General features: G+C 63.3%; 16 protein-coding genes. 6 read left to right on the top strand and 10 right to left on the bottom strand.

Annotated features, from left to right (window positions below; translation table 11 throughout):
• Positions 1-144 precede the first annotated feature (144 nt).
• Entirely contained in the window at positions 145-426 is a 282-nt protein-coding gene (locus NKJ90_RS28105) for a hypothetical protein (protein ID WP_245266849.1), read from the bottom strand.
• 197 nt (positions 427-623) lie between these two features.
• On the opposite strand from NKJ90_RS28105, the gene typA reads away from it, so the two are divergent.
• Positions 624-2,453 carry a translational GTPase TypA gene (gene typA / locus NKJ90_RS28100; protein WP_352487331.1) on the top strand — a complete coding sequence of 610 codons (1,830 nt, stop codon included), beginning with the start codon at positions 624-626 and terminating at the stop codon, positions 2,451-2,453.
• A gap of 62 nt (positions 2,454-2,515) precedes the next feature.
• Here typA and NKJ90_RS28095 read toward each other — a convergent pair whose 3' ends face one another.
• Positions 2,516-3,142: a DUF1062 domain-containing protein gene (locus NKJ90_RS28095; RefSeq protein WP_023762535.1), complete on the bottom strand. Its 627-nt coding sequence runs from the start codon at positions 3,140-3,142 to the stop codon at positions 2,516-2,518.
• Positions 3,143-3,538: 396 nt separating this feature from the next.
• Between NKJ90_RS28095 and NKJ90_RS28090 the strand changes: the two genes are divergently transcribed.
• Complete coding sequence (locus tag NKJ90_RS28090) at positions 3,539-4,153, top strand: LysE family translocator (RefSeq protein WP_023762534.1); 615 nt, start codon at positions 3,539-3,541, stop codon at positions 4,151-4,153.
• 4 nt (positions 4,154-4,157) lie between these two features.
• Here NKJ90_RS28090 and NKJ90_RS28085 read toward each other — a convergent pair whose 3' ends face one another.
• Together NKJ90_RS28085 and NKJ90_RS28080 are read right to left on the bottom strand one after the other, a co-directional pair.
• Positions 4,158-4,481 carry a YciI family protein gene (locus NKJ90_RS28085; protein WP_031261223.1) on the bottom strand — a complete coding sequence of 108 codons (324 nt, stop codon included), beginning with the start codon at positions 4,479-4,481 and terminating at the stop codon, positions 4,158-4,160.
• A gap of 133 nt (positions 4,482-4,614) precedes the next feature.
• Positions 4,615-5,178 (bottom strand): peroxidase-related enzyme, encoded by a 564-nt coding sequence (locus tag NKJ90_RS28080; RefSeq protein WP_023762532.1) that lies wholly within the window; start codon positions 5,176-5,178, stop codon positions 4,615-4,617.
• Positions 5,179-5,314: 136 nt separating this feature from the next.
• On the opposite strand from NKJ90_RS28080, the gene NKJ90_RS28075 reads away from it, so the two are divergent.
• Positions 5,315-10,129, top strand: coding sequence for an NAD-glutamate dehydrogenase (locus NKJ90_RS28075; RefSeq protein ID WP_352487329.1), 4,815 nt, complete (start codon positions 5,315-5,317; stop codon positions 10,127-10,129).
• A 191-nt stretch (positions 10,130-10,320) separates the two neighbouring features.
• Complete coding sequence (locus NKJ90_RS28070) at positions 10,321-11,697, top strand: MFS transporter (protein WP_031261222.1); 1,377 nt, start codon at positions 10,321-10,323, stop codon at positions 11,695-11,697.
• 44 nt (positions 11,698-11,741) lie between these two features.
• On the opposite strand, the gene purH is transcribed toward NKJ90_RS28070, so the two are convergent.
• Positions 11,742-13,358, bottom strand: a complete 1,617-nt coding sequence (purH, locus tag NKJ90_RS28065; RefSeq protein ID WP_023762529.1) for a bifunctional phosphoribosylaminoimidazolecarboxamide formyltransferase/IMP cyclohydrolase — start codon at positions 13,356-13,358, stop codon at positions 11,742-11,744.
• A gap of 140 nt (positions 13,359-13,498) precedes the next feature.
• Here purH and NKJ90_RS28060 point away from each other — a divergent pair, with 140 nt between their 5' ends.
• Positions 13,499-13,807 (top strand): putative quinol monooxygenase, encoded by a 309-nt coding sequence (locus NKJ90_RS28060; protein WP_023762528.1) that lies wholly within the window; start codon positions 13,499-13,501, stop codon positions 13,805-13,807.
• 28 nt (positions 13,808-13,835) lie between these two features.
• Here the strand turns inward: NKJ90_RS28060 and NKJ90_RS28055 are convergent, their stop codons facing one another.
• The 3 genes from NKJ90_RS28055 to htpX all read right to left on the bottom strand — a co-directional run bounded on the left by NKJ90_RS28055 (position 13,836) and on the right by htpX (position 18,110).
• On the bottom strand, positions 13,836-15,560 hold the full coding sequence (locus NKJ90_RS28055) for a heparinase II/III family protein (RefSeq protein ID WP_023762527.1): 1,725 nt from the start codon (positions 15,558-15,560) through the stop codon (positions 13,836-13,838).
• 148 nt (positions 15,561-15,708) lie between these two features.
• Positions 15,709-17,136, bottom strand: coding sequence for an RsmB/NOP family class I SAM-dependent RNA methyltransferase (locus NKJ90_RS28050; protein ID WP_050589603.1), 1,428 nt, complete (start codon positions 17,134-17,136; stop codon positions 15,709-15,711).
• On the bottom strand, positions 17,094-18,110 hold the full coding sequence (htpX, locus tag NKJ90_RS28045; protein WP_352487326.1) for a zinc metalloprotease HtpX: 1,017 nt from the start codon (positions 18,108-18,110) through the stop codon (positions 17,094-17,096). Before htpX ends, NKJ90_RS28050 begins: the two co-directional genes overlap by 43 nt.
• Positions 18,111-18,215: 105 nt before the next feature.
• On the opposite strand from htpX, the gene NKJ90_RS28040 reads away from it, so the two are divergent.
• Entirely contained in the window at positions 18,216-18,437 is a 222-nt protein-coding gene (locus NKJ90_RS28040) for a DUF1674 domain-containing protein (RefSeq protein WP_023762523.1), read from the top strand.
• Positions 18,438-18,578: 141 nt separating this feature from the next.
• On the opposite strand, the gene NKJ90_RS28035 is transcribed toward NKJ90_RS28040, so the two are convergent.
• Positions 18,579-19,238: an HAD-IA family hydrolase gene (locus NKJ90_RS28035; RefSeq protein WP_023762522.1), complete on the bottom strand. Its 660-nt coding sequence runs from the start codon at positions 19,236-19,238 to the stop codon at positions 18,579-18,581.
• A 1,072-nt stretch (positions 19,239-20,310) separates the two neighbouring features.
• Positions 20,311-22,260, bottom strand: a complete 1,950-nt coding sequence (locus tag NKJ90_RS28030; RefSeq protein ID WP_245266848.1) for a coiled-coil domain-containing protein — start codon at positions 22,258-22,260, stop codon at positions 20,311-20,313.
• Positions 22,261-22,284: the final 24 nt, after the last annotated feature.

Below are 22,284 nucleotides of genomic sequence, written 5' to 3'. Positions count from 1 at the left end.
AGAAGGCCCCTAAAGAATCAACCTTTCCACTCAACGCAAGACTTACTCTTACTCATATGCGATTCCCCTGCCCTTGTGGGGAGGGTCGGCGCGGCGGCTTCGCAAAGCGAAGCTGCCGAGACGGGGCGGGGGTGAAGCGCCCTCTTAGTCCGGGTAGCAGACCATTGGAATGTTCGGCCAGACGGCGCTGTCGCAGTTGGCGGTGTCCTGCCTCTGCTTGAAGGAGGCGCTGACCGGGCCGGTCACCATCGGGTCGACCCCGTCGGGTGCGTCGGCGAAGACCTGCTCGGCTGTCTGCGTGCCGGACTGCGCAACGGGGGGCGTCTCGCGCAGCGTAGCAGCCGACTGCGCGGCGTTGGCGGCCAGCAGGATTGCAAAGGCTGCGGATGCGATGAGCGGCCAAAATCGGTTGAGTTTGTCGGTCATGATGCTCGAACTGCCCGGGCCCGGAAAGGTTCCCGCCTTGGTTAACAGAATCATCTCACACGCAGATGCTTAAGATTTGATGAGTATTTGGTGGCGCGCCTCCTCTTTCGCAACTGCGAAAAACCCTGTATGAGCCGCGCAACCGAAAGAGGCAGCGCCTTTTGGCCTGCTGCCTGCAACGCTTCCGAGACCAGAACATGAAAATCCGTAATATCGCGATCATCGCGCACGTCGACCATGGAAAAACCACCCTCGTCGACCAATTGCTCCGCCAATCCGGCTCCTTCCGGGACAACCAGCGCGTCGCCGAACGCGCCATGGATTCCAACGACCTCGAAAAGGAACGCGGCATCACCATCCTGGCCAAGGCGACCTCGGTCGATTGGAAGGACACCCGCATCAACATCGTCGACACCCCCGGCCACGCCGATTTTGGCGGCGAGGTCGAACGCATCCTGTCGATGGTGGACTCAGCCATCGTGCTGGTGGACGCTGCCGAGGGGCCGATGCCGCAGACCAAGTTCGTCGTCGGCAAGGCGCTCAAGGTCGGCCTGAAACCGATCGTCGTCATCAACAAGATCGACCGCCCAGACGCCCGCCATGTCGAAGTGGTCAACGAGGTGTTCGACCTGTTCGCAGCGCTCGATGCCACCGATGAACAGCTCGACTTCCCGATTCTGTACGGTTCAGGCCGCGACGGCTGGGTTTCCGAAAATCCGGAAGGACCGAAGGACCAGCAGTTGGCGCCGCTGTTCGATCTCGTCATCAAGCATGTGCCGGCGCCGACCGTGCATCCCGGCCCGTTCCGCATGATCGGCACCATCCTGGAAGCCAATCCGTTCCTCGGCCGCATCATCACCGGCCGCATTGAATCAGGCACGTTGAAGTCCAACCAGCCGGTCAAGGTGCTGCACCATGACGGCACGCTGGTCGAAACCGGCCGTATTTCCAAGATCCTCGCTTTCCGCGGCCTCGAACGCCAGCCGATCGAAGAGGCCCAGGCCGGCGACATCGTCGCCATTGCCGGCCTTTCGAAGGGTACCGTTGCCGACACGTTCTGCGATCCGGCGGTGAGCGAGCCGCTGCATGCGCAGCCGATCGATCCGCCGACTGTGACCATGTCCTTCCTCGTCAACGACAGTCCGCTGGCCGGCACCGAAGGCGACAAGGTCACCAGCCGCGTTATCCGCGACCGCCTGCTGCGCGAGGCCGAAGGCAATGTCGCGCTGAAGATCGAGGAATCGCCCGACAAGGATTCGTTCTTCGTCTCCGGCCGCGGCGAATTGCAGTTGGCCGTGCTGATCGAGACGATGCGCCGCGAGGGTTTCGAGATTGCCGTGTCGCGTCCGCGCGTCGTCATGCAGAAGGGCGAGAACGGCGAGCTGCAGGAACCCATCGAGGAAGTCGTTATCGACGTCGACGAGGAGCATGCCGGCATCGTCGTGCAGAAGATGTCGGAGCGCAAGGCCGAGATGGTCGAGTTGCGTCCGTCCGGCGGCAATCGCCAGCGCATCGTCTTCCACGCGCCGACGCGCGGCCTGATCGGCTACCAGTCGGAACTGTTGACCGACACGCGCGGCACTGCCGTGATGAACCGGCTGTTCCATGCCTACGAGCCCTACAAGGGCGAACTGCCGGGGCGTACCAACGGCGTTCTGATCTCCAACGAGCAGGGCGAGGCGGTGGCCTACGCCATGTGGAACCTGGAAGACCGCGGCCCGATGGTCATCGACCCAGGCGTCAAGGTCTATCAGGGCATGATCATCGGCATCCACAGCCGCGACAACGATCTCGAAGTGAACGTGCTCAAGGGCAAGAAGCTGACCAACATCCGTGCCGCCGGCAAGGATGAAGCGGTGAAGCTGACCCCGCCGATCCGCATGACGCTGGAACGCGCGCTGGCCTGGATCCAGGACGACGAGCTGGTCGAAGTGACGCCGAAGACGATCCGACTGCGCAAGCTCTATCTCGACCCGAACGAGCGCAAGCGTTTCGAGAAGTCGGCCAAGGCGGTCGGCGCGGCATAAGCTTCTCTATTTCCAAAAGGTTGAGAGGGGCGGAGCAAACCAATGCTCCGCCCCTCTTCCGTTCATTCACCGGCAGCCGACATAATGTCGTCCTTGTCGACCTCACCGGCCAGATCGATGCGGATGGTCATTCCCTGGCGGGCCGGCTTGCGCAAGGCTTTGGCACCGTCCGGATGAACGACTAGCAATCGTCGCTCCTCCAGCGCTTGAAGCCGTGATCGCGAGATGCCGAGTTCGCCGGCGAGCAGCCGATCGAGTCGCAGGGATATCGGTATTTCGAGGCCAAGCTGGAGCTCCAGCGCGGTTGCAGTCTCCCTTGTGCCGCCAAGCCTGTGCTTGTGAACGGCGACATCGGGAAATTCCTCGACACGTCCGATTCGGTTTCGCAGTGCGACGACATCGAAGGCATGGCGGCGGGCCAGTCCCGGATCGTTGCTTTCGAGCGCCTGCAGCAAAGCAGGACCGATCTCGCGGCGGTTGCTGCGCTCGAAAATGCCGAAATTCCAGGAATTGTCGCAGTCGATGCAGCGATAGATCAGCCAGACATCGATGCGCTTGCCGTTGGCGTTGACGCGGAATTTTCCGCTGCTGCAATAGGCTTTCACAGTGCCGCAGCGATTGCAGGTGATGAGCGGTCGAGGTGCAATTTTGGGCGTGATCGCCCAGCCGATGCGCAGAAATCCAGACATGCCGATAAGCCCTTCCCGTCGGGAAGTTCATCAGGCCGGCGATGTCGAGATGCCCATGCGGACACGGCGTGGCGGTAGACTGCGGTTTTTGGAAATCAGGTGTCACGGGCAAGAGCCGCGCGACGCGGTTCAGCAGTGCCAAACCGGTCTCGAACCGCCGCCCTAAGGAACACGTGAACATGAAAACAGACACCGCGAATGCAGCGTCATGCAGTGTGTCGGGGGAGTTGACGAGACCGGCGGTTACGTAGGCAAAGTGAAGCTCAAAATTGTTTCGCGGCGGCCTTTCTAGCCGCGAGATTCCAGGCGGACAAGCGTGATCTTGTCGGCCCTACCGCAGCTGGGCCGCTTGCGCTAATGTTAGATATCGAAGGCTTTCAACCAAAGACCCCGTCCATGCACCTCACATCGCTCCTGATCTTCGCCGCCGCTTTGTTCGTCGCCGCTGGCTCGCCTGGTCCATCGATCGCGGCGCTCGTCGCGCGCGTCATCTCGAAAGGCTTTCGCGACGTGTTCCCGTTCCTGCTTGCGATGTGGATCGGCGAGGGCATCTGGCTGTCGCTGGCCGTATTCGGGCTGGCTGTGGTGGCGCAGACATTCCATTTTGCCTTTGTTGTCGTGAAATGGGTCGGCGTCGCCTATCTCGCCTACCTTGCCTGGAAGATGTGGACTGCACCTGTCGATGGGAAAGAGGGCGATATGCCGCGCGAGGATTCTCCGGCAAAGCTGTTCTTCGCCGGGATGGCGGTGACGCTCGGCAATCCCAAGATCATGATGTTCTACCTGGCGCTGTTGCCGACCATCATCGACCTCGCTTCGGTTAGCGTCGTCGGCTGGGTCGAGCTGACGGCGACCATGGCCGTGGTGCTGGTCGCCATCGATCTGGCCTGGGTGCTCGCCGCGTCACAGGCGCGCAAGCTCCTCAGGAGCAAGCGCGCCATGAAGATCGCCAACCGCATCAGTGCCACGACGATGGCCGGCGCGGCTGCGGCGATCGCGGCGCGGTCGTAACCCGTCACATCATCTCGATGATCGGCGCGATCTCGACGCTGAAGGCCGGGTTCATCAGGATCGGGCAATCCTTGGCCTTGGCTATGGCATCGTCGATGTCTTTCGCTTCGACGATGGTGTAGCCGGCGGTCGGATTGCTGCCGCCATTGTTCTCGACCTTGCCGCCGGGTAGCACCATCTTCGACATGCCGACCGGATTGCCGCCGTCGACCACGGCCGAGCCGAGCTTGCCGTACCAGCCGTTCCAGGCGTCCATTGCTGCTTTCCGTTCGGCCTCCTCGGTCGGCATCTTACCGGAGCCGTGATAGACGTAGAGAAATTTCGCCATGTTCTCCTCCTTGATCAGCGGCATCGAACCGACATGCGGCCATGCCGCCTGCCGATCATCGGACCAAACCGGCAAACAAGCAACGAGAATGCGAAACAGCTAATATAAGACCTGTCGGGCTCCAGCCGCTAGGTCACCGCGCCATGGCGTGATATTCGTCGTTTGGCCGCATATCGATCGCCGCCGCCACCCGGTTCGACATGTTGAAGAAGGCAGTGGTCGAGGCGATGTCCCAGATGTCGCGATCGGTGAAGCCGGCCTTGCGCAGTGCTGCCCGATCGGCCTCGACAATCTTCGCCGGCTCCTCGGTCAACTTGACGGCGAATTCGAGCATTGCGGTCTGCTTGGGCGAAAGATCGGCGGCGCGGAAATTCATCACCATCATCTCGCCGAGCGCCGGGTCGCCGGACAGCTGGCGTACCGCCGCGCCATGCGCGGTCAGGCAATAGTAACAATGATTTATCGAAGAGACGGCGACCGCGATCATCTCCCGCTCCAGCTTCGACAGGCCGGAGTCTGCGAGCATCAGGTCATTGTACATGTCGGTGAAAGCACGCAGCTTCTTGTCGTCGAAGGCGTAGGCGCGCAGCACGTTGGGAACGAGGCCGAGTTTCTCCTCGCATTTGGCGAAATAGGTTTTTGTCGCCTCGCTCAGTTCTCCCAGGCCAAGGTCAAGCGCGGTGATTTTGCCGGTCATGGGTCATTTCTCCTCCGTTGGACGGCGTCTTGTTGCCGAATTCCGATATTTCTTTGCAAGCCGTCAAACCTTTGTCGCCAAACAGCGGTCATCTGCTACCATAGTCGTAAAAGCATTGACGGGAGGGAAGTGCCTCATGGCCAGCGTGAAATCCGCGAGCAAGCCGAAGAAAAAAACCACGGCAGCGACAAAAGCGGAGGAAAGGCCAGCCAGGCTTGCCGACTATCTGCTCGGCCGCGCGCCGGCTGAAGATCTTGCCGCTTATGAAATGGCCGATCTCGAACGCGCCGCCGATCTCGCCGGCCAGGCAATAGCAGTTCACAAAAAAGGCGAGTGCGTCATCGCGGTCGATGCCGATTCCGGCGTTGTCCGCGACGCCCGCCCGGTGACCGTCATCACGGTCGTCAACGACAATATGCCGTTCCTGTTCGATTCCATCCTTGGCGAAGTCACCGAGACATCAGGCGAACCGATGCTGGTCACCCATCCGGTCATCGTGGTTCGTCACGGCAAAAACGGAGTGGACGAAATCCTCGGCGACGGCAATTTCGCTAGGGATGACGGCAGCCACGACCGGCTGAGCGTCATTCATGTCCACATACCGCGGCTGACCGCGGAGCAGGCGAGCGGATTGACCGAGCGGTTGCGCAAGACGCTCGGCCAGGTTCATGCCGCTGTCCACGACTGGAGACCGATGCTGGCCCGCCTCGATCAGGCGATTTCCGAATTCCGCTATTCGGCGGTGCCGCTCGACAAGAAGAGCGTTGCCGAGGCGATCGCTTTCCTAGAGTGGCTGCGCGACGACAATTTCACCTTCCTCGGCATGCGCGAGTTCAAATACACCGGCGGCGAGGAAAGCGGCACGCTGGAGCGCGCCGACAAACCCGGCCTCGGCATCCTCGCCGATCCCGATGTGCTGGTGCTCAGGCGCGGTACCGAAGCCGTGACGACAACGCCTGAGATCCGCGCCTTCCTGCATGGGCCGGAGCCGCTGATCGTCACCAAGGCCAATGCCAAGTCATCCGTGCATCGCCGCATCTATCTCGATTACATTGGCGTCAAGACCTACACAGCCAAAGGCACGCTGGCGGGCGAATTGCGCATCGTCGGCCTGTTCACCTCGACCGCCTACACGCGCTCGGTGATGAAGATCCCCTACCTGCGATCCAAAGCCGAAACCATCATCGCCAAGTCAGGCTTCGACCGCCACGACCACTCCGGCAAGGCGCTGATCAATGTGCTGGAAAGCTATCCGCGTGACGAGTTGTTCCAGGTGCCGGTGCCGATCCTGAGGAAGCACGCCGTCGCCATTCTCGGCCTCGTCGAGCGACCGCGCGTGCGGGCGCTGGTGCGCGCGGACCAGTTCGACCGCTTCGTCTCGATCCTCGTCTTCGTGCCGCGCGACCGCTACGACAGCGTGGTGCGCGAGAAGATCGGCCTCTATCTGAAAACTGTGTTCGAAGGCCGGCTGTCTGCCTATTACCCGGCCTTCCCAGAAGGCGGGCTGGCGCGCGTGCACTTCATCATCGGCCGTTCCGGCGGCAAGACGCCGAAGGTCGAGCAAGCGACGATCGAAGCCGCGATCCGCGACATCGTGCGCACCTGGGAAGATGCGCTTTCAGATGCGGCGGAGGCCAATGGTGCCGACCAGACGTTGAAGAGCATCGCCGCACGGCTGCCGGAAAGCTACCGCGATTCGTTCAGCGCGGCAGTGGCGCTGGCCGATGCCGGGCGGATTGCCAAAATCAGCGCCAGCAATCCGATTGCCATCGACTACTATCGCCATGGCGAGCAGAAGCCGCACCAGGCAGCGCTGAAGATCTATCACCACGGCAGCCCGGTGGCGCTGTCGCGGCGGGTGCCGGTGCTGGAAAACATCGGCTTCCGCGTCATCAGCGAACGCACCTTCGAGGTCGGCGACGGCCAGTCCGGCCAGATCAGCGATGATCACCCCGGCCGGGTCTTCATCCATGACATGGAGCTGGAGAACAGCTACGGCAAACCGATCGATCTGACCGATGGCGGGGCGCTGTTCGTGGACGCGTTCTTGTCCGTCTGGCGCGGCGACGTCGACAATGACGGCTACAATGGCCTTGCCCAGACCGCGGGCCTGTGGTCGGGCGAGATCACCGTTCTGCGCGCCTATGGCCGCTACCTGCAGCAGGTTGGCATTCCGCAAAGCCAGGATTTCATCGCCGCCGCGCTCAATCGCTATCCCGACATCGCGCGCGGCCTGCATGCGCTGTTCATCGCCAGGCTTGGCCCGACAGCCGAGACCGAAGGCGTGGTGGCGGCAAAGCACCTCAAGGCCAAGATCAAGGATGCGCTGGAAGACGTTCCCAACATCGACGACGACACCATTATCCGGCGCTATCTCAATCTGATCGAAGCCTCGCTGCGCACCAATCATTTCGTCGCCGATACGAAAGAGAAAGGCCAGTCGCTGGCGATCAAGCTCGATTCGTATGCGGTGGACGGATTGCCGGCGCCGCGGCCGTGGCGGGAGATCTTCGTCTACGGTTCCGAAGTCGAGGGCCTGCATCTGCGCTTCGGCCCGGTGGCGCGCGGCGGCCTGCGTTGGTCGGACCGCGCCCAGGACTACCGCACCGAGGTGCTCGGCCTGGTCAAGGCGCAGCAGGTCAAGAACGCCGTCATCGTGCCTGTCGGCGCCAAAGGCGGCTTCTACCCGAAGAAGCTGCCGATGACCGCCGGCCGTGACGCGATCTTCGAGGCCGGCACCGCGGCCTACAAGAACTTCGTCTCTAGCCTGCTGTCGATCACCGACAATATCGGCCTTGAGGGTGTCATCCCGCCGGCCGGCGTCGTGCGCCGCGATCCGGACGATCCGTATTTCGTGGTTGCCGCCGACAAGGGCACGGCGACCTTCTCCGATACCGCCAACGCCATCAGCGAGCAGCACGGTTTCTGGCTCGACGACGCCTTCGCCAGCGGCGGCTCGGCCGGCTACGACCACAAGAAGATGGGCATCACCGCCAAGGGCGCATGGGAAGCCGTCAAGCGGCATTTCCGTGAGATCAACCGCGATATCCAGACCTCGCCTTTCACTGTCGTCGGTGTCGGTGACATGTCGGGCGACGTTTTCGGCAACGGCATGCTGTTGTCGCCGAAGACCCGGCTGATTGCTGCCTTCGACCATCGCGACATCTTCATAGATCCAGATCCGGACATGGCCGCGTCGATGTCTGAGCGCGAGCGCATGTTCGCGCTCCCCCGCTCGAGCTGGCAGGACTACGACAAGACCAAACTGTCGGAAGGCGGCATCATCGTCTCGCGCAACCAGAAGTCGATCTCCTTGCCGGCGGCAGCGGCAGCAGCGATCGGCCTCGGCAAGACGACCGCCACGCCGGTCGAGATCATGACCGCCATCCTGAAGGCGCCGGTCGATCTTCTGTGGTTCGGCGGCATCGGCACATATTTGCGGGCTTCGACCGAGACCAATGCCGAGGTCGGCGACCGCGCCAATGATGCTATCCGCATCACCGCGCTGGACGTGCGCGCCAAGGTGATCGGCGAGGGCGCCAATCTCGGCGTCACGCAGCGCGCGCGCATCGAGTTCGGCATGAATGGCGGCCGCTGCAATTCCGACGCCATCGACAATTCCGGCGGCGTCAACTGCTCCGACGTCGAGGTCAACATCAAGATCGCGCTGGCGTCCGCCATGCGCAAGGGATCGTTGACGCGCTCGGCACGCAACAAGCTGCTGGCCGAGATGACCGACGAGGTCGGCTCACTTGTCCTGTCCAACAACTACCAGCAGACGCTGGCGCTTTCGATCGCCCGCAAGCGCGGCCTCGCCGACATCGCGCATCAGAGCCGTTTCATGACGGCGCTGGAGGCGCGCGGCCTGCTCGACCGCGCCGTCGAGACGCTGCCGTCGCCGGCGGCGCTTGCCGATCGCGAAGCGCGCGGCGAACCGCTGACCAGGGCCGAGCTCGGCGTGCTGCTCGCCTATGCCAAGATCGTGCTGTTTTCCGACATCGTCGCCAGCGACGTGCCGGACGACGCGCATTTCGACCGCGACCTGATGGGCTATTTCCCGGATCGCATGGCGAAGAAATATGTCGCCGAAATCCACGGCCACCGGCTGCGCCGCGAGATCATTACACGGGTCGTCGTCAACGATCTGGTCAATCGCGGCGGCCCTTCCTTCGTCAACCGGCTGCAGGAAGCCACGGGGCGCACCGCCGCCGACGTGGTGCGCACCTTCGCCGTGGTGCGCGACGGCTTTGCCTTGCCGGCGCTCTATCGCGAGATCGACGCGCTCGACAACCAGATCGATGGCCAGGTGCAGCTCGATCTCTATCAGATGGTCAGCCGCCTGATCTATGTGACCAGCGGCTGGTATCTGAAGAACGATGCCGGCACGGCAGCCCTTGGCCAGCGCATCGCCGAACTGCTGGAAGCCCGCAAGTCGCTGGAGCCCAAGCTCGTTTCGCTGCTGCCGGCCTTCTCGCGCGAGCGGATCGAGGAGAAGCGGCACGGGCTGTTCAAGAGCGGCGCGCCGGAACGGCTGGCCGCGCAGCTGGCGTTGAGCGAGGTGGCGGAACTCATCCCCGATATCGCGTTGACGGCGCGCACCGCCGGCGCCGACATCGTCGCGGCGGCCACGGCATTCTTCGCCGTCAGCGATGCCTTCCGCATCCCGCGTGTCGAGGACGCGGCACGCTCGATCACGCCCTCGGACTATTACGACCAGCTGGCGCTTTCGCGCGCCACCGACACGATAGGTGCCGCGCGGCGCGGCATCGCGGTGGCGGCACTCACCGGTCATGCCAAGGCAGCCGATCCGGTAGCGGCCTGGCTGGAAGCCGGCGGCGAGCGGGTGGCGCGCATCCGCGAGCGGCTGCAGGCGCTGACCGAAGGCGGCGACATTACCGTGTCGCGGCTGTCCGTCGCTTCCGGGTTGATGAGCGATTTGACGGGGATGTGAGTTGGTTTGTTTTCATCCGGCCGTCGTGACCTTCTACCCGCATAGCGACGAGGGAAGGGATATGGCCGCAATGCTGGCACCTATCTCGCGACGCCGGCAGAGCCATGAGGGCACGCAATGCGTGATATTTGCATGAATGCTGGAAAAATGCAGACATGGCGCCCGATACGGGCACGGCCGAGGGGATCATCATGGCGGTAGAGGCAGTGCAGCGTGCGTCTGGACGTGGTATCTGGGGATGGATGCTGTTCGACTGGGCCGCGCAGCCGTTCTTCACGGTCATCACCACCTTCATCTTCGGGCCGTACTTCGTCTCACGCATGGCGAGCGATCCGGAAACTGGGCAGGCGGCCTGGGGTTATGGCATCGCCGCGGCGGGCCTGGTCATCGCCGTGCTGTCGCCAATCCTAGGTTCGATCGCCGATCAGACCGGTCCACGCAAGCCGTGGATCGCGTTCTTCGCCGCGGTCAAGGTCACCAGCCTTAGCCTGCTTTGGTTCGCGGCTCCCGGTTCGAACCTTTTCCTGGTCGTGTTCTTGTTCTCGCTGGCGTCGGTCGCGGCCGAGTTTTCGACCGTGTTCAACGATTCTATGATGCCGCGCCTGGTGCCGAAGAGCGAGATCGGCCGGATCTCCAACATGGCCTGGGGGATTGGTTATCTCGGCGGCATGATCGCGCTGATCTTCGTCGTCGCCTGCTTGGCCGGTTCGCCGGAGACGGGCAAGACGATCATCGGCATCGACCCGCTGTTCGGGCTCGATCCGAAGCTCGGCGAAGACGCCCGCGCCACCGGGCCGCTGTCGGCCGGCTGGTACTTCCTGTTCATCCTGCCAATGTTCTTTTTCACGCCCGACGCCCTCAAGGGACTGCCGATCGGCCCGGCGGTGCGAGAGGGGTTGGCTGAGTTGAAAGCAACACTGAGCGAGGTGCGCAAGCGCAGCGGTATCTTCCGCTTCCTTGTCGCCCGCATGATCTATCAGGACGGCGTCAACGCTCTGCTGGCGCTGGGTGGTACGTTTGCGGCTGCAATGTTCCATTGGTCGATCACCGAGATCGGCATTTTCGGCATCATTCTCAATGTCGTCGCCATCTTCGGCTGCCTGGTTGCGGCGCGTCTCGACACGGCGCTTGGCTCAAAAACCATCGTGATGATCTCACTGGTCCTGCTCGGCATCGCCACGATCGGCATCGTCTCGACCGGACCGGGCTACACTTTGTTCGGCCTCTGGATGATGCCCGGGCCAGACAGTGGCGGCTTGTTCGGTACGGCGGCGGAAAAGGCCTACATCTTCTTCGGCCTGTTGATTGGCGTGGCTTTCGGGCCGGTGCAGGCGTCGTCGCGTTCCTACATGGCGCGCAGCGTTACCGCCGCCGAATCCGGCCGCTATTTCGGCATTTATGCGCTGGCCGGGCGAGCGACCAGTTTCCTGGCGCCGTTCATAGTCGCATCCGTCACCCTGGCCAGTGGCTCGGCGCGCCTCGGCATAGCGGTGATCGCGCTGTTCCTTGGGCTCGGCATGGCGATCCTGATCAAGACGCCTTATCCGGCGGACCGGCCGGCGGAGTGAGTTTACCCTCCCCCTTGTGGGCCACAAGGGGGAGGGTAAGGCAGCTAATGCCGGAAATGCCTGACGCCCGTAAACACCATGGCGATGCCGTGTTCGTCGGCGGCGGCAATGACGTCCTTGTCGTTCATCGAGCCGCCAGGCTGGATGACGGCAGTGGCGCCGGCGGCGATTGCGGCCAGCAGTCCGTCGGCGAAGGGGAAGAAGGCGTCGGAAGCGACGACCGAGCCCTTGGTCAGCGGTTCGGCAAGGCCCGCGGCCTCGGCGGCGTCGAGCGCCTTGCGCGCGGCTATGCGTGAGGAATCGACCCGGCTCATCTGGCCAGCGCCGATGCCGACGGTGGCGCCATCCTTGACGTAGACGATGGCGTTGGACTTAACATGCTTGGCGACGCGGAAGGCGAATTTGAGGTCGGCCATTTCGGCCGGCGTCGGCGCGCGCCTGGTCACTACTTTCAGCTCCAGGTCGTCGACGACGGCGTTGTCGCGGGACTGGACGAGCAGCCCGCCGGCGACTGATTTGACCGTCGTGCCTGACGTGCGCGGGTCCGGCAGGCCGCCGGTGACCAGCAGGCGCAGATTTTTCTTTGCCGCGACGATTGCCGCTGCCTCGTCGGTCGCGCCGGGCGCGATGATCACCTCGGTGAAGGTCTTGACGATTTCTGCGGCGGCCGCGGCGTCGAGGATCCGATTCACAGCGACGATGCCGCCGAAGGCCGAGACCGGATCGCAGGCCAGCGCCTTGGCGTAGGCCGCCTTCAGCGAGATGCCTTCGGCGACGCCGCACGGGTTGGCGTGCTTGATGATGGCAACCGCGGCGGAACGGTCGGGATCGAATTCGCCGGCCAGTTCGAAGGCGGCGTCGGTGTCGTTGATGTTGTTGTAGGAGAGCTGCTTGCCCTGCAACTGCTGCGCCGTGGCGACGCCGGGCCGCTTGTCGCCATTGAGGTAGAAGCCGGCGCTCTGATGCGGGTTCTCGCCGTAGCGCATGACCTCTTCCAGCTTGCCGCCGAAGGCGCGCCATGTCGGGTGCTCGATCTCAAGCGCTTCGGCGAACCAGCCGGAGATTGCCGCGTCATAGGTGGCGGTGCGGGCAAAGGCCTTGGCCGCCAGCTTCTTGCGGAAATCCAGCGACAGCGAGCCGATGTTCATTTCCAGCGCGTTCAGCACCGAGGCGTAGTCGCCGGGATCGGTGACAATGGCGACATAGGCGTGGTTCTTGGCCGAGGCGCGGATCATTGCCGGTCCGCCAATGTCGATGTTCTCGACGATCGAGGCGTAATCGGCGCCGGAGCGGCGGACCTCCTCGAACGGATAGAGATTGGACACCACGAGATCGATCGGCTCGATACCGTACTTGCGCATTGCAGCCACATGATCCGGGTCGTCGCGCACGCCAAGCAGCGCGCCATGCACGCTGGGATGCAAGGTCTTGACCCGGCCATCCATGATCTCGGGAAAACCGGTTAGCTCGGAGACGTCGCGCACGGCGAGGCCGGCCTCGGCGATCGCCTTTGCCGTGCCGCCGGTCGAGACCAGTTCGACACCGGCCGCTGCCAGCGCTTTGGCGAAATCGAGAAGGCCTGTCTTATCGAAAACGGAGAGCAGGGCGCGACGCACCGGAACGAGGTCAGGTGCTGGAATGTTCTTGGCGGCGACGGCCATGGGCTGGCGGCCTTTCACGACTTGATTTGAAGCATCCGGGGGCCGTAGCACATGACGCCCGGAAATCAAGCGCCGACGTTTTCGTATGCAATTTGCTGGCCCATATATAAGCTTGTCTTGCTGGTGGAGGAGAAGAATTGATGGCGTTTGTGCGCGTTGGCCAATTCAAGGCGTTGCCGGACACGACCGAGCAATTGCGGGCGATCTATGAAACCGAGGCGATCCCCGCCATCCGCGCCGCAAGCGGCAACATCAGCGCCGTGCTGCTGCAGCAACATCAGGCGAGCGACACATTCATGGCGATCACAGTGTGGAGCACCGTCGAGGATGCCGAGCGCTATGACCGAAGCGGCCAGGCGGCGGCGATGGTCGACAAGATCCGCTTCGCATTCGCCGGTCCGCCCTCGCTCACCACTTACGATGCTTTCGGTGTCCCGCAGCAAGCTTGAGCGGGCCGGCTGCTTTCGCACGGCAGGCTCAGTTGTTTTCCGGGTAACCGGCGATGCTGGTGCGCGTCAGCTGCCAGTGGACTTCGGCAACTTCCGAGGCCTTGAAGGCAAGCACGATCTGGCGGCTGCGGCGCGGGCCGCCAAGACCGGCGAAATAGATCGATTCCTCAACCTCCGGCACCACTTCGGCGCAAGTAAATACCCAGTTGTCGGCCTGATCGGCGGTCATCACCAGGCGATCATGCTCGTCCTGCAACAGGTTGATGTCGGGGTGGACGTGGAAGCGAACGGTGACGAAGTCGCGGCCGTTATTGCGGATCGAGGCATTGCCGGGCCGCTGGAAGCGGTCCCTGCCGACCAGCACATTGCCGTTCGAGGAGAGCTTCAGTTCGCGCTCATGCAGGAAACCGAAACGCGCGACATAACCGTCATGGCGGGCGATGAACCCCTGAACGCCCTTCTGGTCGATGCGCTTGCATTGAACATGCTGCGGGCCGCCGATCAGCGGCGAACCGAGCAGGTCGTTGACGCGCAGCGAATGGCTGAAGCGTGCCGACGAGGTATCGTTGATGGTGGCGGTCGAGTGCGCGGCGGTGGCGCGCGCCAGCGGCCGGAATTCAGCCGCGCCATAGGTGTCGATGCCGGCATTGACGACGTAGTGCTGGCGCCCGGACGACAGTTCGAAGGCGAGGCAGCTGGCGTGTGCGGCGTTGGAGACATCGACCGGCGGCGGCAGGCCGGTGTCGGCGATGACCGTCACGCCGCCGATCGACAGGCGCTCATAGCCGGAATGCGGCGCATGCAGCAGTGGCGCGCCGGCGGTGTCGTCGTGGCGCAGGATGGTGGCGATGCGGTCGTGGATGGTGGCGCCCATGCCGTTGAAGCGGGCGAGGCTGCCGTCCTGATGGCGAAAGAAGCGCAGCGCCGGCAGCATGCGGTCGATGGCGCCGATCAGCGCCTGCGGCGGCGTTTCCGCCTGATTGGCATAGGTTTGCCGCAGCGGCAGAAGGTCGGCGAGGATTTCCAGGACGACCATTGGGTTGCGCGAAATATGGCCGCCGTCGGCCAGGATCTGGCGGTCGAGTTCCGCGGCAAGGTTGCGGGTCGCGCCGCGCAGCGCCGATGCCGGTGCCGGCAGCGACAAAGCCGCGAAAGCGAGCGCGATGCGGGCACGCAGCCTGTCCTTGCCGTCCGGCATCTCGCGCGCCATCGATCTGAGGTAGCGGATCTGGACGGCGAGCGATTTCAGGAAGGCGCGGTAAAAGGGGAACTCGGCCCCCTGCAGCACGACCGAGGAGTGCTGTAGCCAGGCGATGATGCGCTTGGCGGCGGTGCCGGGCTCCCAGGCGACGCCGGAAATATGGCTGCCATGAATGACGATCCAGTCGGAAACCAGGGCGCGGGCATTGGCGGCGGCAAGCTCGGTCCCGGCGGCGCGCATGTGGCGCAGCCAGCGAAACCCGTGCAGCGTTTTCTGCCAGCCATGATTGGGCACGTTGATCTGGAAAGGCGACTTGCCGCCGGTCTCGACCAGATGCCCCGACAGGGGATAGCGCCCGTAGTAGATCTCGAGTGCGATCTGTGGGTCAGCGAGGCGCAGGTCCGGCGGTGCGATCAGCACACGTTCCGGCGTGCGGCCGAAATAGCGCCAGCGGTAGACCGGCCCGGCACGCAGGCGCCGGCGCGTTTTGCGCCAGAACTCCTTCGCGACAAGCGTCCACAGACGCGTCGTGCTGCTGGCAGCAAGTGCCAAAACCCCTCCTGATAGTCCAATACCCCGACGTCGAGTTTACATGATTGCAAGACTCGTGCGAAGGCGAATTCCATGGCACTATGCCGGTTCACTCGGTTTTGACCCCAATCATCGCCAAAAAAGCCGGTAACTCCGGGCAGTTAAATCCTTAGTCGGCTCGGCGGATGCGAGCCGCGAAGAAGCCGTCGAGACCGGAGATCCCGGGCGAACCAAGGTCGAGGTCGGCGGGCGTGGTGCGCAGCGTGCCGTGCGGCGTCAGGAATGGATCGATGCCGGCGATTTCGCCTTGCTGCACCGGATCGTTGGCTATTCCAGCCGTGCCGGCCAGAAAGGCGCGATAGAGGTCCTCGCCTTCGAGCGGGTCGATCGAACAGTTCGAAAAGACTATCCTGCCGCCGGGTTTCACCAGCGTGACGGCGCGGGCGAGCAGCCTGCGTTGCAGGTCCGCGAGTTTTTCCAGATCGGCGGCCGTCTTGGTCCATGGCACGTCGGGATGCCGCCGCACCGTACCGGTCGACGAGCAGGGCGCGTCGAGGAGAACGGCGTCGAACAATTCCTTCGGCTCGTATTTGAGCAGGTCGGCCTGGACGATCTCGGCGGACAGACCGAGACGGTCGAGGTTTTGCGTTAGCCGCACCAGCCGGTTCTTCGAGGTATCGACGGCGGTAACCTTGGCGCCGGCAAGAATGAGCTGTGCGGTCTTGCCGCCGGGGGCCGCGCAGAGATCGGCAACATGAAGCCCGCTGACATCGCCGAACAATCGGGCCGGCAGACTGGCCGCGGCGTCCTGGACCCACCAGGCCCCGTCGGCGAAACCGGGCAGTTCGGTGACGGGCCCGGCAAGCCTTTCCACCCGGACCGTGCCGGTCGGCAGGACGATGCCGCCGAGCTTTTCGGCCCAAAGCTCGGGATCCGCCTTGACCGAAAAGTCGACCGGCGCCTCCACGCGGTGAGCTGCCAGGATCTGTCGGGCCTTGTCATTGCCGTAAGTTGCCTTCAGCCGGTCGGAAAACCATTTGGGCGCTTCGTCGGTAGCGGCAAGAGCGGCAGGAAGTTCCGTTTCCTTGGCACGCGCCAGCGTGCGCAGCACACCGTTGACCAAGCCGGAGAATCGCACCGTGCGCGGATCGGACTTGGCATGAGTCACGGCCAGGTCGACTGCGGCGCTGTCGGGAATGTCGAGGAACAGGATCTGTGCAGCCGCCACATGCAATATGTGCGACAGCGCGGTCGCGTTGGGCGGCAGCGGCTTCTCCAGGCGCCGCGCCAGCAGCCCAGATATGGTCATGCGATAGCGCAGTGCTGTAACCAGAATGGCGCGCACGAGGCCGCGGTCGCGTAGGTCTAGCGCCTTGTATTGCGGATGGCCGTTCTCGTGGTCGGTCAACCCGTCCAGAGGTGTCCTTGCATCGATGACGGCGGCAAGCAGTCGTGCGGCGGCTTTGCGGGCGGCAAGGCCGGCAACGAAGTCGCCGCCGTCTCTGTGTTCCTGGTCACCTGAAACCGTGCGTCGAGGCCCTCGGTCCGCCACGCTCACGACCACCGGCCCTTGGGCCCGGTCGGGTTGCGACCCCATGGGTTGGATTTCGGCTTGGCGGGTTCCGCCGGCTGTTCGGGCTGCGCGGCTTGTCCCCATGGGCCCGATGGCCGCTGTTCGTCTGCTCGCGGCGTCTGGGCCCGGCGCGGAACTTGAGTGCCGCCGCCTTGCATCTGCTGCGCCATCGCCTGGAGCGCAGAGATGCGGTTTTCTGTGTTCGGGTGGGTGGAAAACAGACTGTCCATATGCTCGCCGGAAAGAGGATTGATGATGAAGAGATGCGCGGTCGCCGGATTGCGCTCGGCATCGGGGTTGCGGATGCGTTCGGCGCCGCGGGCGATCTTGTCAAGGGCCGATGCCAGCCAGAGGGGGTGTCCACAGATTTCGGCACCACGCCGGTCGGCCTCGTATTCGCGGGTCCGGCTGACCGCCATCTGCACGATCATCGCGGCAAAGGGTGCCACGATCATCGCCGCCAGCACGCCGACAAAGCCGAACGGGTTGTTGTTGTCGCGATTGCCGCCAAAAAAGAAGGCGAAATTGCCGAGCATCGAGATGGCGCCGGCGAAGGTGGCGACGATCGTCATGGTCAGCGTGTCGCGGTGCTGTACGTGGGCGAGTTCGTGCGCCATGACAGCCGCGACCTCTTCATGCGTCAAAGCCTGCAACAGACCTGTGGACGCAGCGACCGCCGCGTTCTGCGGATTGCGGCCGGTGGCGAAGGCGTTCGGCTGCGGATTGTCGATCAGGTAGGTCTTCGGCATCGGCAGGCCGGCCTGTTTGGCCAGCGACTGGACGATGGCGTAATATTCGGGGGCGGTCCTTTCGTCGACCTCGACGGCGCGGTTCATCGACAGCACCATCTTGTCGGCGTTCCAGTAGCTGAACAGATTGGTGCCGGCGGCGATCAGCAGCGCGATCATCATGCCGCCGGTTCCGCCGATCAAAAAGCCGACGCCCATGAACAGTGCCGTCATCGCCGCAAGAAGCATGGCGGTGCGAAGTGTGTTCATCGTCTGCTCCTGTCCAGATGGGAGCGAAAAAGGGTCGATCGTTGTAGGTTCATCACTATATGATGGGAAACGCCTGGTCCTGTTTCAATCCACTGGAAATATCGCATGAACGACGAGCCCAGCAAAACCGATGTCGACCCCGGCGATGACGTCGCGCCAAAGGCACTGACGCCGGAAGCCAGACGTGCGCTCGCGGAAGCCGAAGCAAGACGTATAGAATATCTGGAGAAGGAAGCAGCGGCGCCGAAGGAAATCGGCGGCCGCGGCGGCAAGGAGCCCGGTCGTTATGGCGATTGGGAGGTAAAGGGCCTGACCAGCGACTTCTAAGGGTATGTTGATATTCAGGTGATGCCGGTCTGCAAACGGCGGTTCCCTGCGCTTCCGGTGCTCACGTACTTTAAGTACGCTCCGCTCCGGTTCTCGGAAACCACCGCTTTCGACTCGGCCTGACCTGAATCTCAACACACCCTAAGCGGCGCTGCGCTGCGGCTCGAGCGCGATCCAGCCATCTTCGTCCAAGGTGATGCCGATCATGTCGTAGCCGGCGATTGCGGCATGCTGCGTTTGCAACGGATGCTGGTGCGTGGCATTGATGACCATGACCGCGGCTCCTGCTGCCTCGGCGGCGGCGATGCCAGCCGGAGCATCCTCGAACACAAGGCAGTCGCGCGCGTCGAAGCCGAGCCGCTCCGCGCCAAGCCGGAAGCAATCGGGCGCTGGCTTGCCGCGGGAAACATCTTCCGCCGCGACGATGACGGCCGGGACAGGGACAGCCTTCATGCGCAACAGCGCCAACTCGCGTGGCGCGGAAGTCACGATCGCCCAGCGCTCGGGCGGCAGCGCGTCGAGAAACGCCACGGCGCCGGGGATCTGGAGAATGCCATCCAGATCAGCCGCCTCGGCCTTCAGCAGCAGATCAGCCTCGTGCGCCGGGTCGACGCCTGGGAGTGCCAGGCCGGTGATGGTCTCGATCGCGCGCACGCGATGGATCGTCGGCAGGAAGGCGGCGACGTCCAGACCCTGGCGGCGTGCCCAATCGCTCCACACTCGCTCCGCAGAGGCGATGGAATTGATGAGCGTGCCATCCATATCGAAGAGGAAGGCCGCGAATTTTCTGCCTGCGAACATGGTATTCCTTGAGTCACCGGAGTGCTTGTGGCGGTCGCCGAACCTAACGTCGCAGCATCCTTATGGGAAGGCGCGAGGGTCACCTTTTCGATGGTCCCTCCGCAAAGTTGGAATAGCTAACTCCTCCAGGTCGGCTCAACATTGCGCAACCGGGACCTTGCTACGCCGGACTCCTCCCCTAATTGCCTCCCTGGGCGCATTACTCGCGAGTTTGCCTTTTGGGGGCAGCGGCGGTTGTGCCGTCCTGACTGCATGCCTCGGAACGGTCAGACCGACACACCTATGGAGGTCGTCTTGCGTCAATACCGTGGATACAGCTGGGCATTTCTCGCAGTCGTTTGCTCCATCGCGATAGCTGGCGCAGGCGCTGCAGCCGGCGACCAGAACGGCCGAGGGCAAGGCGCTGGCGGCCATCATGCTGACAATGGTGGAGGCACTGATGGCGGAAGCCATGGCGCTGGCAGCCATCGCAGCGAAGGCCGCAACGGCGGCCCGCAGAAAGGGCTTGGCGGCGACCCCAGCCCCAGCGGCAGTTCACCGCCGGACGACGGCGAGACCGGTACCACTACAACGACCGTAGGAGCGCCAACTACGGCCAGTATCGTCCCGTCCGCAGACCGCGGACAGCCGCTCGGCCTCCCGCCCACCCTGCAGCCTTCCAGCGACAGCAACAATTCATCAACGGTCAGTCCAATCGTAGCGCGGCCGGGCGTCCCGAATAAAGTCGTTCGCGCCTGCCATGATGCAATCGAGTCGGCCGCCGCTCCGTTCGGTGCGACCAGCGTGCGCGTCAGCAGCGCAGGTTTCATACATCGCCTGAGCCCAGATACGATCTCGGCTCCCATTGAGGTCAGCATCGACTATGTACGGCAAAGCAACGTAGAGACGCGGCGGGCGCCGATCAAATGCGAATTGAATGCGACAGGCAGCGTGATCGGACTGACATAGCGCATCGCACAGAACTCCTCGCCGACGGGAGCAGGACGAATTCGAAAGAGATGATTCATCCTGGCCTACGGCGTAGCTATGACCTTCGGGGCCTCAAAGAGGGATCGCGCAGTCGTTTTGGAAATCACTCCAACGTCGCTTGTCTCGGCCTGAGCGAATAGGGAAGTGTGATGGAACGCACGCTGGTCATCCGCGATGGATTGCGAACCTTGCTGCGTGCAGTCTTCTGGCTGACAGCCTTCACTTGGCCGGTCGCGGCTGCTGCGCGGGCAGAACGCGTCCTCAGCGGCGGCTCGATCTGCGCGCTGGGACGCTCAGTCCTGAGCCTGTCATTGTCGGCGCGTGCGGCGGCCAAGTCGCGGGCAAGAGTAGCAGCGGCTTCACGTTGCTTGTCCAGAGCCGTCTTCAAGTCGGCGACCCCTGCCACGAGTGCTCGGGCGGCGTCGCGCTCGCGGCGAACTCTGTCGAGATCCTCATGGATCGAAACTGCTGTAGCGCGTTCTCGTGCCAGAGCCCGCGCCGTCTCGGCTGCAATCTGTTCGGCACGCTCTCTCGCTGTGACTGCACCGGTCCGATCCTGCTCAGCCGCGTCCGCGCGCTCCACGAGCGCGGCATTGGACAGTTTGACTTTGGCGAGATCGGCACGAAGGTCCGCAGACTTCCGGCGCTCCTCATCGAGCATTCCGCTCGCTTGCGCCTGCGAAACCTTGGCCTTGGCACGATCCTTGGCGGTCCCGATCTCGAGCTGTTCAATTTGCGCCCGCGCTCGCGATAAATCGCGCGCCAGCCGCTCCGATCGCTGACGCTCCAGATGAGCAGCGGGCATCTCCACAAAAACATAGTTGGCGGTCTCGCGCAGCAGCGTACGGGCATCTCCCGCAATGCGTCGAAATGCGTCAAGGGTTCGAGCTGCCGCGAGTTCGTTGCGCAATCGCTCCTCGCGTGCGTTGTCGGCGGCTGCCATGGTTGCCCTCAGCGCGTCGATCTGCTTGCTCGACTCGAGGAGCGCTTTCTGCAGAGCGGCGCTCCTGGCGCGCTCGCCTTCCGCCACCCGCCGCTCCTGGTCGGCCAATTCCTTCGCAGCGGCTGCCTGAGCACGAGCTGCCCCGACTTGCGCCCGAGCAGCCTTAAGGTCCGGATTAAGCAATTCGACACTCGTGCGCCCGTCTCCCTGCGCTGGTCCATGCATGCCTAGAGCAGCACTCGCCGGAAGCTCGAAGGATCGCGAAGGTTCCGGATTGGCGTGGCCTTGCGCCGGCGAAATGGCGGGGGCTCTTTCGATCCAGTTTTGTCTCGTCATCGCATAGCCAAGCGGCACGGCCAGACAGATTGCGGCGCCCAAACGGAGTACAAGACCGATCGGCCTGAGAACGCGAGAGGGTGAAGCCGTCGCGATGGCCGGGTCGGGATCCAGGCTGGATCGTCCCGTTTGAGCTGTGGTCTTCAAACCGCGATGCGCCGGATTGACCGGCTGAGCAGCCTTGCGACGCAATTGGTCCCATACTGACCCTGACCCACTGATTCGCTTCCCGCGTTCCGCGAAGGCTAATTGTGTCGGCGCACGGCTCAGAATCCACAACACCGGTTCGCTTAGAGCGGCAAAATTGACCGCCGCCTGCCTATAAACATAATCAGCGATTTCTCTGATGGATGTCGCAAGTCGGCCGGATTGCGGGGTTGTGGAAGCAAAAGCACTGGTCCGGGCCACTGACGAGCGCGCCCAAGCTTCGGAACTTGCGTCGAAATGTTCGACCCGCACCCCGAACTGCTGGTAATTGGCATTCGAAGGCCGAACATTCGGGTGTGCCGTGTCTGAGAGATCTGAAAGCTGAGAAGAAGGTACACGCTCGGTCGCAGGGTCGACCGGGCATTGCCAGTCCCAAGGAGCCTGCCCGGGAGGATAGGATATGCCTTCGCTCAGGTCGGCATCTGGTTTTAGGCGACGTCGCCTTTGCACTCCGATGACGATGCGCCGGAGCACAAGATAGATGCCCACTGACGCAAGTAATGCTATCGCGCCCAGTACGGCAATCTCTGCGTCGTCTGCGTAAATCTCAGCAAGATAATTTGGCATTGGCGTGCCCGTGCGGTCTTGCGT

Origin of the sequence: Mesorhizobium sp. M0051 (assembly GCF_040323235.1) — a bacterium.
Classification (GTDB): domain Bacteria; phylum Pseudomonadota; class Alphaproteobacteria; order Rhizobiales; family Rhizobiaceae; genus Mesorhizobium.
Note: the sequence above shows the minus strand (reverse complement) of the source record. Positions and strands in the feature narration are given on the sequence as shown.

What these genes read in the sequence shown, in the direction of transcription:
- NKJ90_RS28105 (WP_245266849.1), bottom strand. Translation starts at nt 426, where the DNA reads ATGACCGACAAACTCAACCGATTTTGGCCGCTCATCGCATCCGCAGCC.
- typA (WP_352487331.1), top strand. Translation starts at nt 624, where the DNA reads ATGAAAATCCGTAATATCGCGATCATCGCGCACGTCGACCATGGAAAA.
- NKJ90_RS28095 (WP_023762535.1), bottom strand. Translation starts at nt 3,142, where the DNA reads ATGTCTGGATTTCTGCGCATCGGCTGGGCGATCACGCCCAAAATTGCA.
- NKJ90_RS28090 (WP_023762534.1), top strand. Translation starts at nt 3,539, where the DNA reads ATGCACCTCACATCGCTCCTGATCTTCGCCGCCGCTTTGTTCGTCGCC.
- NKJ90_RS28085 (WP_031261223.1), bottom strand. Translation starts at nt 4,481, where the DNA reads ATGGCGAAATTTCTCTACGTCTATCACGGCTCCGGTAAGATGCCGACC.
- NKJ90_RS28080 (WP_023762532.1), bottom strand. Translation starts at nt 5,178, where the DNA reads ATGACCGGCAAAATCACCGCGCTTGACCTTGGCCTGGGAGAACTGAGC.
- NKJ90_RS28075 (WP_352487329.1), top strand. Translation starts at nt 5,315, where the DNA reads ATGGCCAGCGTGAAATCCGCGAGCAAGCCGAAGAAAAAAACCACGGCA.
- NKJ90_RS28070 (WP_031261222.1), top strand. Translation starts at nt 10,321, where the DNA reads ATGGCGGTAGAGGCAGTGCAGCGTGCGTCTGGACGTGGTATCTGGGGA.
- purH (WP_023762529.1), bottom strand. Translation starts at nt 13,358, where the DNA reads ATGGCCGTCGCCGCCAAGAACATTCCAGCACCTGACCTCGTTCCGGTG.
- NKJ90_RS28060 (WP_023762528.1), top strand. Translation starts at nt 13,499, where the DNA reads ATGGCGTTTGTGCGCGTTGGCCAATTCAAGGCGTTGCCGGACACGACC.
- NKJ90_RS28050 (WP_050589603.1), bottom strand. Translation starts at nt 17,136, where the DNA reads ATGGGGTCGCAACCCGACCGGGCCCAAGGGCCGGTGGTCGTGAGCGTG.
- htpX (WP_352487326.1), bottom strand. Translation starts at nt 18,110, where the DNA reads ATGAACACACTTCGCACCGCCATGCTTCTTGCGGCGATGACGGCACTG.
- NKJ90_RS28040 (WP_023762523.1), top strand. Translation starts at nt 18,216, where the DNA reads ATGAACGACGAGCCCAGCAAAACCGATGTCGACCCCGGCGATGACGTC.
- NKJ90_RS28035 (WP_023762522.1), bottom strand. Translation starts at nt 19,238, where the DNA reads ATGTTCGCAGGCAGAAAATTCGCGGCCTTCCTCTTCGATATGGATGGC.
- NKJ90_RS28030 (WP_245266848.1), bottom strand. Translation starts at nt 22,260, where the DNA reads ATGCCAAATTATCTTGCTGAGATTTACGCAGACGACGCAGAGATTGCC.